Origin of the sequence: Yersinia rohdei ATCC 43380, from assembly GCF_000173775.1 — a bacterium.
GTDB classification, from domain to species: domain Bacteria; phylum Pseudomonadota; class Gammaproteobacteria; order Enterobacterales; family Enterobacteriaceae; genus Yersinia; species Yersinia rohdei.
Map to the genome: position 1 here is coordinate 98,655 of NZ_ACCD01000013.1, position 16,566 is coordinate 115,220.

Sequence of the window (16,566 nt, forward strand, 5' to 3'; positions counted from 1 at the left end):
TCCTCGGGATTTGCTCAATGGCTATCTGGCTGCAACACCAATGACCTTGGGTATAGATTTATTCGGCTGGTCTTCCCCTTTGGGCTGACTATTCTTCGCTGAACAAATCGCCGCCATGCATGTCGATCATTTCCAACGCTTTACCACCGCCGCGAGCGACGCAGGTCAATGGATCTTCTGCCACCACAACCGGGATGCCAGTTTCTTCCATCAGCAGGCGATCCAGGTTACGTAGCAATGCGCCACCACCGGTCAACACCATGCCGCGCTCAGAGATGTCAGACGCCAGCTCTGGTGGACACTGCTCTAGCGCAACCATGACCGCACTGACAATACCGGTCAGTGGCTCTTGCAGCGCTTCAAGGATCTCGTTGGAATTCAGAGTAAAGCCACGTGGTACACCTTCAGCAAGGTTACGTCCACGCACTTCAATTTCCAGAACTTCATCACCCGGGTAAGCAGAACCAATACTGTGTTTGATGCGCTCGGCAGTGGCTTCACCAATCAATGAACCGTAGTTACGGCGCACATAATTAATGATTGCTTCATCAAAGCGGTCACCACCAATACGAACGGATGAAGAATAAACCACACCATTCAAAGAGATAACGGCGACTTCTGTCGTACCGCCACCAATATCCACAACCATTGAACCCGTTGCTTCAGAAACCGGTAAGCCAGCGCCAATTGCCGCCGCCATAGGTTCTTCAATCAGAAACACTTCACGAGCGCCAGCGCCCTGAGCAGATTCACGGATCGCACGGCGCTCAACCTGAGTTGCCCCGACCGGTACGCACACCAATACACGCGGACTTGGGCGCATAAAGCTGTTGCTGTGAACTTGCTTGATAAAGTGTTGCAACATTTTTTCAGTGACAAAGAAATCGGCGATAACGCCGTCTTTCATCGGACGAATAGCTGCGATATTGCCGGGGGTTCGCCCAAGCATCTGTTTGGCATCATGGCCCACAGCGGCAACGCTCTTCGGTGAACCGGCACGATCCTGACGAATAGCAACCACTGAAGGTTCATTCAGTACAATGCCTTGTCCTTTAACATATATAAGGGTATTGGCGGTACCCAAGTCGATGGACAAGTCGTTGGAAAACATGCCACGAAATTTCTTAAACATAACGAAAGGATAATCCTGCAAGCTGGGGGCGAAAAATAAAATCCGCCTACTTTACCAACCACACGAAGCAGCGACAAGGCGCAAAAACGTCCTGATTCGGTGAAAAAGTAGCTGCGTTATTGACGTCTCGTTCGCATCAGAAGCCATGTTGTATGAAAAGGTTGAATAAATCCTCAACACAACAGTGATTCTGCGCAACGACCGGCGTAACACAGCACATAAAATCTAACATTTAACCTGATTCTCGTCGGAAGTAAGTACCCACCAACGATTTACGGAAATGACCGACACATTCTACGTTAATTTTTGCTCAACGATCAGGCTAAACATGACCCTAATACGAATATTTTTTCTTTCCGGGGTTTAAAAGTGTCGGCGGGGCAAAAAAATTACCTTGTCCACCATAAACACCTTTCTCCTTCAGCGTTTGCCATTCCTCACGGGTCAGAACTTCTGCGGCAAAAACTTTCGCATGTGTTCCAGCACAAGCCCCGGTCAGGCTGTCGACAAACAACTGATTTTCGTAACGCAAATTAATATTTCTTACTAACCCCGGATGAAGCTTGATCATTTCAACCCGTAGAGACTTAATATATGAGGTACTGACAACCGTTAATCCGGCCTGTGACACCATTACCTTACAGCCTACGCCGAGTAGCAAACGCATCATCGGGCGAATTTGGCTGATATATTGACACACATCTGCCTCTGCAAGTTCAAAGATAATTCGTTCTCTATCTAATTTTCTGCACTGTAGCAGTGTATCTCGCAGCCAGCGCTGGAAAGGACGTTGTAATAATGAAGCAACGCTGATAGAAAATGCCAGAGTTTCATCCGGCCATAAAGCTAATAAAGGAATTATCCTATCAATCTTTTGGCGATCATAATGCTCGCCTAAACCGAACAGTTGCACTAACGGTGTAAATTCAGCGGCCCGTAGTTCTTGCTCACCATCATATATGCGACTGATGATTTCTCGATGATGGATTTTGCCATCAACTGTAACAACCGGTCTCTGATACAGCCTTGGGCCACCGTTAGCCAGTGTTTGTTCCAATAATGTCCGCCACTTAACACTGCCGCGCCCTTTTTCTGACACCTGCATATCGTAGACATACCAGCTATTCCCCCCATACATCGCCGCATTTTTGGTCGCTTGTCCAGCATTATCCATAATCTGCTCTGCAGAATCGCCACTGCGATACGCCACGATGCCAATATGCAGCAATGACTCTCGATCAATAATATGCGCCGTGGGTAATGCCCCTACAGCATGAACAAGTTGGGCAGCCATGACATCGGCATCTTTTAAGGTCTTATGCGGCAGCAATATCGCAATATCACTTTGATGGTAACGCGCCAATAGCGCCGAGGGGTGCCGAGCGACAAAAGTCGAAAGCAGATTAATCAGCGCATACATTAATTCTTGCACCTGCTGACCATCACCCGTCTCAATTAAAGTATCAAAGTCGGGTAACTGCACCATCATAACCACCCCGTGGGCACCAGATTCTTCCATTTGGGTTGTCAGTTGGTTATCAAAAAATTGCCGGTTACTTAAGCCCGTTTTGGCATCCTGCGCGGCAAAGGTACGAATTAAGGTATCAACGCGATTACGCTCTTCTCTCACTTCTATTAATTCTGCCAATAGATGATCAATGGCGCGGCTGGCACACGGCGGCCATTCATGGCCTTCGCTACGAATGGCGTGCTCACGTTCGCCATTAAGAATGCGTTTCGCGCGCCACTCAAGTTGCTCCTGGCCTGCGGTCTGTTCACGCAGCCAGCGAAAACTAAGCAATAAGGTCATCGCGATAATAATGACGGCCAATGACAAAATAGCTGCCGCATAAAAAGAGCGGGCATAACTGCTGAGGGGGTCAATATAGGTGAAATGCATCGAGGCCCCCGGCTGGTGCAACATTGGAATAACTAAGCTGCGGTAGCGGCTTTGACTATTCCACGGAGCATAAATAGCTGGGAGTTTAAGATGGTACAAGGTGCTGTTTTCATTCTGGATACTGACTTCCAGAACACCCAGAGTCCGCATCATGATAGGCAACCATTCGCGTTCTTTATCCGCAGGTTGGCTCAGCAATGACTGATCGTAAACAGTCACGATGCCTTGAAGGCGATGCTCCATTTTTTTTTGACACAAATAGAAGAAACTTGCCGTGCTACCGAGCAACACCAGACACATGGACAGCACCACCAGCAGCGTCATAAAAACAGATAGTTTGGTTGTAAATCGCATCCCTTAACCTTGCGAAGCGCAATTAGATGAAAAAAAGGCCTCAGTTCCCTCGCGTGAATACTCTATGGCAAAAACGGGTCTTAGCACTGACTTTTACTTCATAATGCTAGCAGAACACAAGCATTAGGGCTTTTTTCTTGGATCTTAGTAAATCCTTCTTCAAGAATAGTCAGAGACAATATCAACAGCCCGACTTTTGTTCTTGATCAGGCCAAAAAGTTGATGTTATCGCTATATTGGCTCACTCTTAACTCATCTTTTTTGAATTTTTGGAGTGCCATATGCGAGCGCTTGTTCTTGAGCAAACGGAAGGCCGAACTACCGCAGAAGTGCGCGACATAGACCCTTCAGCACTGCCTGCGGGTAATGTTACCGTTGATGTCAATTGGTCTAGCCTGAATTATAAAGATGCACTAGCAATCACGGGCAAAGGCAAAATTATCCGTGAGTTCCCTATGGTTCCCGGCATTGATTTTGCCGGTACAGTCCACAGCAGCGAAGATCCGCGTTTTCATATTGGCCAATCAGTATTGCTGACCGGCTGGGGGGTGGGCGAAAACCATTGGGGTGGTTTGGCGGAACAAGCGCGTGTCAATGGTGACTGGCTCGTCCCTATGCCTAAAGGGCTGGAACCGCGTAAAGCCATGATAATTGGCACTGCCGGTTTCACCGCAATGCTATGTGTCATGGCGCTGGAAGAAGGTGGCGTAACACCTGAGAGCGGCGAGGTGGTCGTCACTGGGGCCAGCGGTGGTGTTGGGAGCACGGCAATCGCCTTGCTTGCAGCTTTGGGTTATAAAATTGCCGCCATTTCTGGTCGTGACAGCAATAATGAATATCTGAAAAGTCTGGGTGCTCACCGCATACTCTCCCGCAATGATTATCTTGATGCTTCACGCCCCTTGGAGAAACAACTCTGGGCTGGCGCTATTGATACTGTAGGCGACAAATTGCTGGCAAAAGTCTTGGCGCAAATGAATTACAACAGCACCGTGGCAGCTTGTGGCCTGGCTGGCGGCTATACCCTCCCAACCACAGTAATGCCCTTTATCCTGCGTAATGTGCGGTTACAAGGTGTCGATTCGGTGATGACGCCGCAACAGCGACGCCTGCAAGCCTGGCAGCGATTACAGCAAATTTTACCTGAAAGCTATTATCAACAAGCTTCACAATCCATCACGCTGGCAGATGCACCGGCGATTGCTGAGCGCTTACTGGCAAATGAAGTCACTGGCAGAACCTTAGTTAAAGTTCGCTGATTCCGTGCCTCCGGGGGCTTATCCCCCCGGACATCGCAGTCCTATTGTAATTATTTTCAAATTTCCTGCCTGCCGCTAGCACTTACCCCTATAAACCGCCATGATTAATATCAATAAGGTCAATAGTCCCCCTCGGTCTTACGGAGTCATCTTATGCGCAAATTTTTATTCAATACCAAGAGCAACACTTCCCTAACACATAATATGCCGCGCAAATTGACTGAAGCCGATGTGACGCCTGAAAGTATTTTTTATCAGCGCCGTAAGGTATTGCAGGCATTGGGAATAACCGCCGCCACACTGGCGTTACCCACCACTGCGCAAGCCGATCTGCTGGCATGGTTTAAAGGCAATGACCGCCCCAAAGCGCCCTCTGGCAAGCCGCTGGATTTCACCAAGTCAACGGTTTACCACCCAGACTTGGCTATGACGCCAGAAGATAAAGTCACCGGTTACAATAATTTCTATGAATTCGGCCTGGATAAAGCTGACCCAGCAGCCAATGCCGGAACACTAAAAACGGAAGGCTGGCTGATAAAAATCGACGGCGACGTCGCCAAGCCAATGACCCTCGATATAGATGACCTGATGAAACGCTTCCCGCTGGAAGAACGTATTTATCGCATGCGCTGCGTAGAGGCCTGGTCAATGGTGGTGCCGTGGATTGGGTTTGAGTTGGGGAAATTGCTAAAACTGGCTGAGCCCACCAGCAATGCCCGCTACGTGGCATTCCAAACACTTTATGCACCAGATCAAATGCCGGGGCAGGAAGATCGTTTTATTGGCGGTGGCCTGAAATATCCCTATGTCGAGGGATTACGGCTGGATGAGGCCATGCACCCGCTGGCCTTTATGACCTTGGGGGTTTATGGCAAAGCGCTGCCACCGCAAAATGGTGCTCCGCTACGGCTCATTACCCCGTGGAAATACGGCTTTAAAGGGATAAAATCCATTGTTCATATTCGCCTGACCAATGAACAGCCGCCGACCACCTGGAACCTGAGCGCCCCCAACGAATATGGCTTTTATGCCAATGTGAACCCGCATGTGGATCACCCGCGCTGGTCACAGGCGACCGAACGCTTTATCGGCTCCGGCGGTATCCTTGATGTGCAGCGCCAACCCACGCAGTTGTTTAATGGCTATGCTGATCAAGTTGCCTCCTTGTATCGTGGTTTAGATCTACGGAAGAATTTCTGATGCGGCTCAGTTTACGACAAATTAAATGGCTAAAAGTGGCTATTTGGCTGGCAGCAGCGCTGCCTTTTCTATGGCTGGTTTTATCAGTGGATCAAGGCTGGTTCAGTGCTGACCCCGCTAAAGATATTCAGCATTTTACTGGCCGCATGACATTAAAACTGTTATTGGCCACCTTGCTGGTAACCCCGCTGGCACGTTATGGCAAACAGCCGCTGCTGATCCGCTGTCGCCGGCTCTTAGGGTTATGGTGCTTTGCCTGGGGCACATTACATTTGGTTAGCTATTCAGTTTTAGAGCTGGGGCTGAGCAATATTGGCCTGTTGGGACGCGAATTAGTCACCCGCCCCTACCTGACGTTGGGCATCATTAGTTGGTTATTGTTGCTATCACTCGCTGTAACCTCCAATTTATGGGCACAACGAAAAATGGGAGCTAACTGGCAAAAACTACATAATCTGGTGTATGTTGTCGCCATTCTGGCCCCTATCCATTATCTTTGGTCAGTAAAAACATTGTCACCATCGCCCATGATTTATGCCCTTATTGCTGCTATCTTGCTGGCTCTTCGTTATAAAAAGTTTCGCCAATGGTGGCGATAACTCTCTGAACTTTTATGTGTTCAAACCGTCAAATTCTGCAACCTGATAATCTTTTATGTTGAATATCTTCGCTGATAAGACCAGTATTTAGCTGCTAATTGCTACGATATCATTATAATGCCCGACCTTAGTGACGATCGCAGTGTCAGATTCGTCGTAAAAAGGTGACAAATCGGTGACATCAGGTTATTTTTTACGATGATGTACTAATTGCCGGAGATACCAGCACAATGTCGGATAAGTTTCACATTTTGCTTCTGAATGGCCCTAACTTGAATCTGCTTGGAACACGTGAACCGGAAAAGTACGGTCACACGACCTTGGCTGAGATTGTCAGCCAATTAGAGACTCAAGCTCAGGGAATGGATGTGGTGCTGTCCCATTTGCAGTCAAATGCAGAACATGTGCTGCTTGATAGAATTCACCAGGCACGGGGTAATATCGACTTTATCCTGATCAACCCAGCAGCATTTACGCACACCAGTGTCGCACTGCGTGATGCGTTGTTAGGTGTACAGATCCCGTTTATCGAGATCCACTTATCTAACGTGCATGCTCGGGAGCCATTCCGTCATCATTCATATCTCTCTGATATCGCAGTTGGCGTGATCTGTGGACTTGGCGCAGATGGCTACAACTTTGCTTTACAGGCAGCGGTAAATCGCTTGTCAAAATCCAACTAGACCCGAAATAATTCGAGTTGCAGGTAGGCGGCAACTGAGCGAATCCCCATCAGCTTACATAAGTAAGTGACTGGGGTGAACGAAGGCTGCCAACACACATGCAACCTGAAGGATGATGGGTATAATTGCAACACACAAAGAGTACGGAATCACACTCATGGATATTCGTAAGATTAAGAAACTGATCGAACTGGTTGAAGAGTCCGGCATTTCAGAGCTGGAAATCTCAGAAGGCGAAGAGTCAGTACGTATCAGTCGTGCTCCCGCCGCACCAAACTACCCAATGATGCAACAGCCATATGCTTTTGCTGCGCCACAGCAACCTGCTCTGGCAGCCGCCGTTGCTCCAGCTCCTGCTGAAGCCGCTGCACCAGTCATCAGTGGCCATATCGTGCGCTCCCCAATGGTCGGCACTTTCTACCGCACCCCGAGCCCAGATGCCAAATCCTTCATTGAAGTAGGTCAGAAAGTTTCTGTTGGTGACACTCTTTGCATCGTTGAAGCGATGAAAATGATGAACCAAATCGAGGCAGATAAATCCGGTACTGTAAAAGCCATTCTGGTTGAAAACGGTCAACCGGTTGAATTCGACGAGCCTCTTGTCGTCATCGAGTAACGAGGCGTTCCATGCTTGATAAAATCGTAATCGCTAACCGCGGCGAGATTGCGCTACGTATCCTGCGAGCTTGTAAAGAGCTGGGGATCAAAACTGTGGCAGTTCACTCTGTTGCAGACCGTGATCTTAAACACGTGTTATTGGCCGACGAGACTGTCTGTATTGGTCCCGCGCCATCTGTTAAAAGCTATTTGAACATCCCGGCAATCATTTCTGCTGCTGAGATCACCGGCGCGGTGGCTATTCACCCCGGCTATGGTTTCCTGTCTGAAAATGCTGATTTTGCCGAACAAGTAGAACGGTCAGGTTTCATCTTTATCGGGCCACGTGCCGAAACCATTCGCCTGATGGGTGATAAAGTTTCTGCTATCAGCGCGATGAAGAAAGCCGGTGTACCTTGCGTACCTGGCTCTGATGGCCCACTGAGCGACGATACCACCAAAAACAAAGCCTTTGCCAAACGAATCGGTTATCCGGTCATTATCAAGGCATCTGGCGGTGGTGGTGGTCGTGGTATGCGTGTGGTTCGTCACGACAAAGATCTTGAGCAGTCCATTAACATGACCCGTGCTGAAGCCAAAGCGGCCTTCAATAACGACATGGTTTATATGGAAAAATACCTTGAAAACCCTCGCCATATCGAAATTCAGATATTGGCTGACGGTCAGGGTAATGCAATCTATCTGGCTGAGCGCGACTGTTCTATGCAGCGCCGTCACCAGAAAGTGGTTGAAGAGGCTCCAGCACCAGGTATTACCAGCGAAACACGCCGTTATATCGGTGAGCGCTGTGCCAAAGCCTGTGTGGAAATCGGTTATCGTGGCGCTGGGACTTTCGAGTTCCTGTATGAAAACGGCGAGTTCTATTTCATCGAAATGAACACCCGTATTCAGGTTGAGCACCCGGTTACCGAAATGATTACCGGTGTCGATTTGATCAAAGAACAACTGCGTATCGCAGCAGGCCAACCTCTCTCCATCAAGCAAGATGAAGTGAAAGTTCATGGCCACGCAGTTGAATGCCGTATCAACGCCGAAGACCCAAATACCTTCCTGCCGAGTCCGGGTAAAATTACCCGTTTCCATGCGCCGGGCGGTTTTGGTGTGCGTTGGGAGTCTCATATTTACGCCGGGTATACTGTGCCGCCGTATTATGACTCGATGATCGGCAAACTGATCACTTACGGTGAAAACCGTGATGTTGCTATTGCCCGCATGAAAAATGCGCTGGCAGAACTTATTATCGATGGCATCAAAACCAACGTTGAGTTGCAGCAACGCATCATGAACGATGAAAACTTCCAGCATGGTGGCAGCAATATCCACTATCTGGAGAAAAAGCTCGGGTTACAAGAAACCTGATATTTCGTCTTTCATGCAAAGGCCGGTTAATTCCGGCCTTTTTCTTTTATAAGTTAAACTTTCTTTTGTTTGATATAGCTGACGTTTATATGTTGCGCGTGACTGTAGCTATCCAACCAGGCAGCAAATGCGGGTGAATAAATGCAGCTAACAACGCCGCAAGGTCAAGTAAGAAGGGAATTCCCAAATTAATTGGCTTTGCAGCTAGGCAGCAAATGAATGAATCCCGATGAGCTGACTCAAGTCAGTGATTCAGGTGAATAAATGCAGCTAACAACGCTGCAAGGTCAAGTAAGAAGGGAAAAGATGGACACAAGGTTCCTACAGGCGAATAAAGAAGCGCGCTGGGCCTTCGGCTTAACGCTGGCGTATCTGGTCGGTTGGATTATTACTGCTTATTTACCGGGTAATATGACAGGTTTCAGCGGTCTGCCCGCTTGGTTTGAAGCCGCCTGTATTGCGTTGCCGTTGGTATTTATTGTGCTGTGTTACTTGATGGTGCGAGTGATATTTCGTGATATCTCGCTGGAGGACGACAATGCAAACTGATGTCATCCTGCCATTAGTGGGTTACCTGGTCATGGTGTTTGGCCTCTCGGTGTATGCTTATACTCGCCGCCAAACCGGTAGTTTCCTCAACGAATACTTCATCGGCAACCGCTCGATGGGGGGGTTCGTGCTGGCAATGACCCTGACCGCCACTTATATCAGCGCCAGTTCATTTATTGGTGGGCCGGGTGCGGCCTATAAATATGGGTTGGGCTGGGTATTGTTGGCAATGATTCAGTTGCCGGCAGTATGGTTGTCACTTGGCGTATTGGGTAAGAAATTTGCCATTCTGGCGCGCCGTTATAATGCCGTCACTCTCAATGATATGTTGTATGCCCGCTATCAAAGCCGCTTATTGGTGTGGTTGGCCAGCCTCAGCTTATTGGTGGCATTTATCGGTGCCATGACGGTGCAGTTTATCGGCGGCGCTCGTTTGCTGGAAACGGCGGCTGGGATCCCTTACGACACCGGCTTATTGATCTTCGGCATCAGTATCGCGCTGTATACCTCTTTTGGTGGTTTCCGAGCCAGTGTGCTCAACGATGCCCTGCAAGGGCTGGTGATGTTAGTCGGTACCATCTTGCTGTTAGTGGCAGTTATCCATGCCGCAGGTGGGCTACATAATGCCGTCGAAACTCTACAACATATTGATCCGGCACTAGTTTCCCCTCAAGGTGGCGATCAGATCCTCGATCTGCCCTTTATGACATCTTTTTGGATCCTGGTCTGTTTTGGGGTTATTGGCCTGCCACATACTGCTGTGCGCTGTATTTCGTATCGTGATAGCAAAGCGGTGCATCGCGGCATTATCATTGGCACCATTGTGGTGGCAATCCTGATGTTCGGTATGCACTTGGCCGGCGCGCTAGGTCGGGCTGTGTTGCCGGATCTGAAGATCCCGGACCAAGTGATCCCCACCTTGATGATTACCGTGCTCCCGCCCTTTGCTGCTGGGATCTTTCTGGCGGCACCTATGGCGGCGATTATGTCGACTATCAATGCCCAGCTGCTGCAATCCTCGGCAACCATTGTGAAAGATTTATACCTCAATCTGAGGCCGGAAGAGCTGAAGAATGAAACCAAGCTAAAGCGCATTTCCAGTTTGTCGACCCTGATACTCGGGCTGTTACTGATGCTTGCCGCCTGGCGACCACCAGAGATGATTATCTGGCTGAATTTATTGGCTTTTGGGGGGTTGGAGGCCGTATTCCTTTGGCCGCTGGTATTGGGATTATATTGGGAACGAGCCAATGCCCACGGAGCCCTTAGCTCAATGATTGTCGGTGCGGTATGCTATACCCTACTGGCCAGCTTCAACATCAAGATAGCCGGCCTGCACCCGATAGTGCCTTCGCTGGTGCTGAATTTGTTGGCGTTTTATATCGGTAATCAGTTTGGTGACCGAGCGCGAGCGCGGCAACCCGTCGTGGCTAGCGCTGATTAAAAACTAATTTAAACGATCCCCTTTATCGCCTTGAGCTAAACGGGGTCTTGAGAGAATGACTATGCCTTGGATCCAACTTAAATTAAACACCAGCGGCAAGCAGGCCGAATCCCTTGGCGATGCGCTGGTAGAAAGCGGTGCTGTTTCAGTAACTTTCCAGGATACTCACGATAATCCGGTATTTGAACCCCTGCCAGGGGAAACCCGTCTGTGGGGCGATACTGATGTTATTGGCCTGTATGATGCCGAAACTGACATGGCGGCAGTGATAGCCATGCTGGAATACAATCCGCAACTCGGTAAAGGTTTTGTCCATAAAATCGAGCAGTTAGAAGATAAAGACTGGGAGCGTGAATGGATGGATAACTTCCATCCGATGCGCTTTGGTGAGCGTCTGTGGATCTGCCCAAGCTGGCGTGATGTGCCCGACCCAACTGCCGTTAACGTGATGCTAGACCCCGGTTTAGCCTTTGGCACCGGCACCCACCCAACCACGGCATTATGTTTGCAATGGCTCGACGGCCTCGATTTAGTGGGTAAAACCATTATCGACTTCGGTTGTGGTTCTGGCATCTTGGCAATTGCGGCACTGAAACTCGGTGCAGCGCGTGCTATTGGCATAGATATCGATCCACAGGCTATCCAAGCCAGTCGCGATAACGCACAGCGTAACGGCGTTTCAGAGCGTTTGGAGCTGTATCTGTCCAAAGACCAACCGGCAGATTTATCTGCTGACGTCGTGGTGGCGAATATTCTGGCCGGCCCGCTGCGAGAATTAGCCCCATTGATTAGTGTTTTGCCCGTTACTGGCGGCCATCTTGGTCTGTCAGGCGTGCTGGCAACCCAAGCTGCGGGTGTCGCACAGGCCTATGAGGATAAATTTACCTTAGACCCTGTGGCGGAGAAAGAAGAGTGGTGCCGGATTACAGGTGTGCGTAAGTAATATTTCACCTATAAATACCTCGCCCTAATATCCTTGGCGTTGCAGCGCTCAACACTGCAGCGCCAATTTGAAAAGCTGCGTTAGCATTTCCCCACACCAAGTTGCAATCCACCCAACCCTCTTTTTAGCCGAAATGGGATGCCTAACACATTTAAATCTGCTCTTTATCTTTGATTTGACTAATAAATAAGCACTCATAATCACTTTTATGCTGCGACAAGAGCCGATTATGAACTTGTTTACTAGAAAATACTTAAGAGCACAAATTAACCAATTTAAACTAACCTAATGTTATATATGAATAAATAATTAATTAGCCAAGATTAGCCAATAATTAATCGCTCTTTTTTCATCAATTGGTCAAAGTTTGGCCTTTCATCTGGGCGCAAAAATGCGTAATATACGCGCCCTTACGGACACAGTGTGGTCATTCTTTGTCTATGCGTATTGGACACATCCAGCTTACAAATTGCCTGATTGCGCCCCGATGGCTGGTATAACAGATCGCCCCTTCAGAGCGCTATGTCATGGCATGGGGGCTGGGATGGCTGTATCTGAAATGCTCTCCTCAAATCCAGAGGTATGGCGGACGGATAAGTCGCGTTTGCGCATGGTTCATAGCGATGAGCCTGGAATTCGTACCGTGCAAATTGCCGGTAACGACCCGGATGAAATGGCAGCAGCCGCCAGAATCAATGTGGCGAATGGTGCTCAAATCATCGACATCAATATGGGATGTCCAGCCAAGAAAGTGAACCGCAAACTGGCAGGATCCGCATTATTGCAGCATCCTGATCTGGTCAAACAGATCCTCTCCGCAGTGGTTAATGCGGTAGATGTGCCGGTAACGTTGAAGATCCGAACTGGTTGGTCGGCCGAACACCGTAACTGTATAGAAATTGCCCAACTGGCTGAAAGCTGTGGTATACAAGCCCTGACAATTCATGGCCGAACCCGTTCTTGCCTGTTTAATGGTGAGGCGGAATACGACAGCATTCGGGCAGTTAAGCAGATTGTTTCCATTCCCGTTATCGCGAATGGTGACATCACTGACCCGCATAAAGCCAGAGCGGTGCTCGACTACACTGGAGCTGATGCTCTGATGATAGGACGTGCCGCTCAGGGAAGACCTTGGATCTTCCGGGAAATCCAGCATTATCTGGACACTGGGGAGTTGCTGCCACCGATGCCACTTGGCGAAGTACAGCGCTTGTTAGACGGGCATATACGGGAATTGCACGACTTTTATGGTCCAGGCAAGGGATTTCGTATTGCACGTAAGCACGTCTCTTGGTATCTCCAGGAGCACGCCCCTAACGACCAGTTTCGGCGCACATTCAACGCCATTGAGGATGCCAGCGAACAGCTGGAGGCGTTGGAGGCATATTTCGAAAATCTTGCGTAAACAGAAAAAAGAGCTGACAGAACTATGTTCGAACAACGCGTAAATTCTGACGTACTGACCGTTGCAACCGTAAACTCACAAGATCAGGTGACTCAAAAGCCTTTGCGTGACTCGGTAAAACAAGCACTGAAGAACTATTTTGCTCAACTGAATGGTCAGGATGTGAGTGACCTGTATGAGTTGGTACTGGCTGAAGTTGAACAGCCATTGTTGGACATGGTGATGCAATACACCCGTGGCAACCAAACCCGTGCGGCCCTGATGATGGGCATCAACCGTGGTACATTGCGTAAGAAATTGAAAAAATACGGCATGAACTGATACTAGTCAGTTAAGGTGTTGTTTAAAAAGGCGTACTCCACACGGAGCGCGCCTTTTTTATTAGATTTATTAGGCAATTTCTACCCGATTACGGCCATTTTCTTTCGCGCGATATAATGCTTCATCAGCCCGTTTCAATGCCTCTTCCGGCATCGATTCCCCATTCCAATACGCCACGCCCAATGAGATAGTAATAGGATGAATACCCGGTATCTCCATGGTTTCTACCTTGTTACGCAGCCGGTTAGCGACTTGTATCGCCACATTAGGTCTGGTGCCGGGTAACAGCATCAGGAACTCCTCCCCACCGCTACGGCACAAGATATCGGAATCTCGAGAACTATCACGGATTTGGATTGCAAGCTGCTTGATAACTTCATCACCAACATCATGACCATAAGAGTCATTAATCGATTTAAACAGGTCAATATCCAAAGCAATAACAGCAAAATCCTCTCCGAGTTGTGAAAGGGACTCAAGCCGGGTGGCCAATCCGCGCCGGTTATACAGGCCCGTCATTGGATCGGTCTGGGCTTCAAACTTCAGTTTGCCAATTTTCTTTTGCAGCAGATTAATACCTATCAACAGCGCCCGTTTAAGTTGCGTCGATTCAAAATACCATGAAGGTATTTCCTTGATACTATTGGCAATATCCGGTTTATCCATATCATTAGCGCTGCCCGCAAGTAACCATAATGGGCGCGCAATCATCCGGGAGAGCAACCAAACACTTAGCAACGTCAGTAATGCCAGCGGCGTGATATGGCCTAATCCCTTCCACATTAATCCGTCCAGCGGTTTTAACGTTGAGGCCTCTGGCCGCAAGGTAATGATTTGCCAGCCGGAAGGTTCCACTACGGCATAACCCGCTAACATTGACTCACCATCGCTGTTGGTTATTACCAAACTGCCATTAGTGGCTGTTTTCACCGCCTGCATTAATGAGTTCGGCTCAAGCACTTCCCCGATACGGCTTGCATCTCGGTGGTACAAAATATTCCCGTCGCTGTCCAGCACCGTAATATAGGAACCATCACGATAATAATGTTCACCGAGTAACTCATTTAAAATACTTTGCTTACGCAAATAAATGGTGCCGCCGATATAACCAAGATAGTGGCCATCCGGCATGACAATAGGGGTCGAAATATTGATAACCAGATTTTTGGCCGCTGACTCATAGGGCTTACTGATTAACGGACGACGCAGGGTTAGCGCTTCTTTTGCCCCCTCTGATGACAGAGAATGACCGGATAAATTGAGGCTTTCTGGTGAGGTTGCGCGGACGATGCCATCGGCACCAATCACGGCGACGGAGTTGAAACTCCCCGTCTGGTATTTTAAACGTGCCGTTTCTGCATCCAGAACCGCCTTATCGTCAAAATTCTTTGCTGCCATCACGCTACTGTAATGAAGCTGATCTTGCGCATTTCTCAGAAAAATTTCGGTGCTGGACGCCAACTTGGTGGCATAGACCCGATTCGCTTCTAAGGTGTTATCAATCAGTAACTGTCGCTGCACTCGATAACTGGCATAAAAGCTGTTGGCCAGCGTCACAAAAGCACTCATCACCGCTAAAATAAGGATTAAGCGACCGAGGTCGAGGCGGAAAAACTTGGTAGAAAACATTGAACGTAACAAGACAACATTCCTGAAGCGAGATAGCGCCATATTTGGTACTGACGTTAACACGAAAAGAAAGCAGGAACTCGCCTATATATCTACATTTGTTCAATATTATTTCATCAACCGAATCATTATCACGCTATAGTCATTATTAACAGCTATCTATACCCAAGATAGTTGGCGTATAAGTAAAAACAGCGCACACCACTGCAACATTAAGTATGAAGGGTGCGGCTGAAATCTCACTCACGTCTGACTTGGCCTGAACATAGGGGTTAATTATGAATAAACTGATCATTGCCGTAGCACTCGCAGCTACTGTATTAAGTGGATGCGCCAACAATAGAACAGCATCTGGTGATACTTTTACAGCCTCTCAAGCACGACAAGTACAGACGGTAACCTATGGCACCATCGTCTCCGCTCGTCCGGTCACCATTCAGGGTGGCAGTGAAAATAATGTCGCGGGTGCTATTGGCGGTGCGGTGGTCGGTGGGTTCTTGGGGAATACTATCGGCGGGGGCCGTGGTAATAGTTTGGCAACAGCTGGCGGTGCAGTTGCTGGCGGTATGGCGGGCCAAGGCGTACAGAGCGCAATGAACCGCAGTGAAGGTGTGCAACTGGAAATTCGCCGAGATGACGGCAGCAGTATTGTGGTTGTTCAAGCTCAGGGCCCAACCCGTTTCAGCGCAGGTCAACGCGTGATTATTGCCAGCGATCGTAGCGGCACCGTAACGGTTTCTCCTCGTTAAATTCAAATGCCGGGGGAGCCGCCTCCGGCATTTAATCATCTCACAGCTAAAAAAATTAAATTTATCACCGCAGTTTATGGCCGTAATTGGCTGTTTAGTAACATTAAATCTGTCATTATTTATCCGTTTTCAGATGAATAAACCATCGATATTCACTATGATAGGCAAATATTAGGTTGCCACAGTGAATGTGTTGTGGTTAAATAGCGTCATCGGTTTGGAACACAGACCTTATGAAAGCAGTTTTAGTAAAGCAGTCCTCAGTTCAAGCGCTATCCAAAGATATCCCTTCTCCGTGAGTCTCCTCCTAAGTGCCTAAATAAGTAATCCTCTGAAAGACAGACCACGTTCGCTACACTATTGTGGCAAAAATAATTGAAGGAAATATCTCTATGTCTACTAAAATGACTGGTTTAGTAAAA

14 protein-coding genes and 1 pseudogene are annotated in these 16,566 nt (G+C 48.5%); 12 read left to right on the forward strand and 3 right to left on the reverse strand.

The window, feature by feature from the left end:
* Positions 1–88: 88 nt before the first annotated feature.
* Both mreB and csrD read right to left on the reverse strand, forming a co-directional pair.
* Positions 89–1,132: a rod shape-determining protein MreB gene (mreB, locus tag YROHD0001_RS07680; protein WP_002228205.1), complete on the reverse strand. Its 1,044-nt coding sequence runs from the start codon at positions 1,130–1,132 to the stop codon at positions 89–91.
* A gap of 334 nt (positions 1,133–1,466) precedes the next feature.
* A complete protein-coding gene (gene csrD, locus YROHD0001_RS07675; protein WP_032817030.1) occupies positions 1,467–3,386 on the reverse strand; it encodes an RNase E specificity factor CsrD in 1,920 nt (639 codons plus the stop codon).
* 281 nt (positions 3,387–3,667) lie between these two features.
* Here csrD and acuI point away from each other — a divergent pair, with 281 nt between their 5' ends.
* The 11 genes and pseudogenes from acuI to fis all read left to right on the forward strand — a co-directional run bounded on the left by acuI (position 3,668) and on the right by fis (position 13,766).
* Positions 3,668–4,645 carry an acrylyl-CoA reductase (NADPH) gene (gene acuI / locus YROHD0001_RS07670; RefSeq protein ID WP_004715004.1) on the forward strand — a complete coding sequence of 326 codons (978 nt, stop codon included), beginning with the start codon at positions 3,668–3,670 and terminating at the stop codon, positions 4,643–4,645.
* Between the two features lie 153 nt (positions 4,646–4,798).
* Entirely contained in the window at positions 4,799–5,845 is a 1,047-nt protein-coding gene (gene msrP / locus YROHD0001_RS07665; RefSeq protein WP_032817031.1) for a protein-methionine-sulfoxide reductase catalytic subunit MsrP, read from the forward strand.
* Entirely contained in the window at positions 5,845–6,444 is a 600-nt protein-coding gene (msrQ, locus tag YROHD0001_RS0117975; protein WP_032817032.1) for a protein-methionine-sulfoxide reductase heme-binding subunit MsrQ, read from the forward strand. Before msrP ends, msrQ begins: the two co-directional genes overlap by 1 nt.
* A gap of 230 nt (positions 6,445–6,674) precedes the next feature.
* Positions 6,675–7,127 (forward strand): type II 3-dehydroquinate dehydratase, encoded by a 453-nt coding sequence (gene aroQ, locus YROHD0001_RS0117980; protein ID WP_032817033.1) that lies wholly within the window; start codon positions 6,675–6,677, stop codon positions 7,125–7,127.
* 157 nt (positions 7,128–7,284) lie between these two features.
* Positions 7,285–7,743 (forward strand): acetyl-CoA carboxylase biotin carboxyl carrier protein, encoded by a 459-nt coding sequence (gene accB / locus YROHD0001_RS07660; protein ID WP_004715007.1) that lies wholly within the window; start codon positions 7,285–7,287, stop codon positions 7,741–7,743.
* An 11-nt stretch (positions 7,744–7,754) separates the two neighbouring features.
* Complete coding sequence (gene accC, locus YROHD0001_RS07655) at positions 7,755–9,104, forward strand: acetyl-CoA carboxylase biotin carboxylase subunit (RefSeq protein WP_004715008.1); 1,350 nt, start codon at positions 7,755–7,757, stop codon at positions 9,102–9,104.
* A 306-nt stretch (positions 9,105–9,410) separates the two neighbouring features.
* The gene (locus YROHD0001_RS07650; RefSeq protein WP_004715010.1) at positions 9,411–9,653 is read left to right on the forward strand and encodes a YhdT family protein; all 243 of its coding nucleotides are present in this window, start codon (positions 9,411–9,413) and stop codon (positions 9,651–9,653) included.
* The gene (gene panF / locus YROHD0001_RS07645) at positions 9,643–11,097 is read left to right on the forward strand and encodes a sodium/pantothenate symporter (RefSeq protein ID WP_032817034.1); all 1,455 of its coding nucleotides are present in this window, start codon (positions 9,643–9,645) and stop codon (positions 11,095–11,097) included. The genes YROHD0001_RS07650 and panF overlap by 11 nt, the downstream gene beginning before the upstream one ends.
* A gap of 61 nt (positions 11,098–11,158) precedes the next feature.
* Entirely contained in the window at positions 11,159–12,040 is an 882-nt protein-coding gene (gene prmA / locus YROHD0001_RS07640; RefSeq protein ID WP_004715012.1) for a 50S ribosomal protein L11 methyltransferase, read from the forward strand.
* Positions 12,041–12,480: 440 nt separating this feature from the next.
* Positions 12,481–13,445: pseudogene (dusB, locus tag YROHD0001_RS07635) on the forward strand (tRNA dihydrouridine synthase DusB).
* A gap of 24 nt (positions 13,446–13,469) precedes the next feature.
* Positions 13,470–13,766 carry a DNA-binding transcriptional regulator Fis gene (gene fis / locus YROHD0001_RS0117985; protein WP_002210061.1) on the forward strand — a complete coding sequence of 99 codons (297 nt, stop codon included), beginning with the start codon at positions 13,470–13,472 and terminating at the stop codon, positions 13,764–13,766.
* Between the two features lie 69 nt (positions 13,767–13,835).
* On the opposite strand, the gene YROHD0001_RS07630 is transcribed toward fis, so the two are convergent.
* A complete protein-coding gene (locus tag YROHD0001_RS07630) occupies positions 13,836–15,395 on the reverse strand; it encodes a sensor domain-containing diguanylate cyclase (protein ID WP_004715015.1) in 1,560 nt (519 codons plus the stop codon).
* A 278-nt stretch (positions 15,396–15,673) separates the two neighbouring features.
* On the opposite strand from YROHD0001_RS07630, the gene YROHD0001_RS07625 reads away from it, so the two are divergent.
* Positions 15,674–16,144, forward strand: coding sequence for an outer membrane lipoprotein (locus YROHD0001_RS07625; protein WP_004711037.1), 471 nt, complete (start codon positions 15,674–15,676; stop codon positions 16,142–16,144).
* Positions 16,145–16,566 lie beyond the last annotated feature (422 nt).

Excerpts from the sequence above, each read along its gene's own strand:
- mreB (WP_002228205.1), bottom strand. The coding sequence starts at position 1,132 with ATGTTTAAGAAATTTCGTGGCATGTTTTCCAACGACTTGTCCATCGAC.
- csrD (WP_032817030.1), bottom strand. The coding sequence starts at position 3,386 with ATGCGATTTACAACCAAACTATCTGTTTTTATGACGCTGCTGGTGGTG.
- acuI (WP_004715004.1), top strand. The coding sequence starts at position 3,668 with ATGCGAGCGCTTGTTCTTGAGCAAACGGAAGGCCGAACTACCGCAGAA.
- msrP (WP_032817031.1), top strand. The coding sequence starts at position 4,799 with ATGCGCAAATTTTTATTCAATACCAAGAGCAACACTTCCCTAACACAT.
- msrQ (WP_032817032.1), top strand. The coding sequence starts at position 5,845 with ATGCGGCTCAGTTTACGACAAATTAAATGGCTAAAAGTGGCTATTTGG.
- aroQ (WP_032817033.1), top strand. The coding sequence starts at position 6,675 with ATGTCGGATAAGTTTCACATTTTGCTTCTGAATGGCCCTAACTTGAAT.
- accB (WP_004715007.1), top strand. The coding sequence starts at position 7,285 with ATGGATATTCGTAAGATTAAGAAACTGATCGAACTGGTTGAAGAGTCC.
- accC (WP_004715008.1), top strand. The coding sequence starts at position 7,755 with ATGCTTGATAAAATCGTAATCGCTAACCGCGGCGAGATTGCGCTACGT.
- YROHD0001_RS07650 (WP_004715010.1), top strand. The coding sequence starts at position 9,411 with ATGGACACAAGGTTCCTACAGGCGAATAAAGAAGCGCGCTGGGCCTTC.
- panF (WP_032817034.1), top strand. The coding sequence starts at position 9,643 with ATGCAAACTGATGTCATCCTGCCATTAGTGGGTTACCTGGTCATGGTG.
- prmA (WP_004715012.1), top strand. The coding sequence starts at position 11,159 with ATGCCTTGGATCCAACTTAAATTAAACACCAGCGGCAAGCAGGCCGAA.
- fis (WP_002210061.1), top strand. The coding sequence starts at position 13,470 with ATGTTCGAACAACGCGTAAATTCTGACGTACTGACCGTTGCAACCGTA.
- YROHD0001_RS07630 (WP_004715015.1), bottom strand. The coding sequence starts at position 15,395 with ATGTTTTCTACCAAGTTTTTCCGCCTCGACCTCGGTCGCTTAATCCTT.
- YROHD0001_RS07625 (WP_004711037.1), top strand. The coding sequence starts at position 15,674 with ATGAATAAACTGATCATTGCCGTAGCACTCGCAGCTACTGTATTAAGT.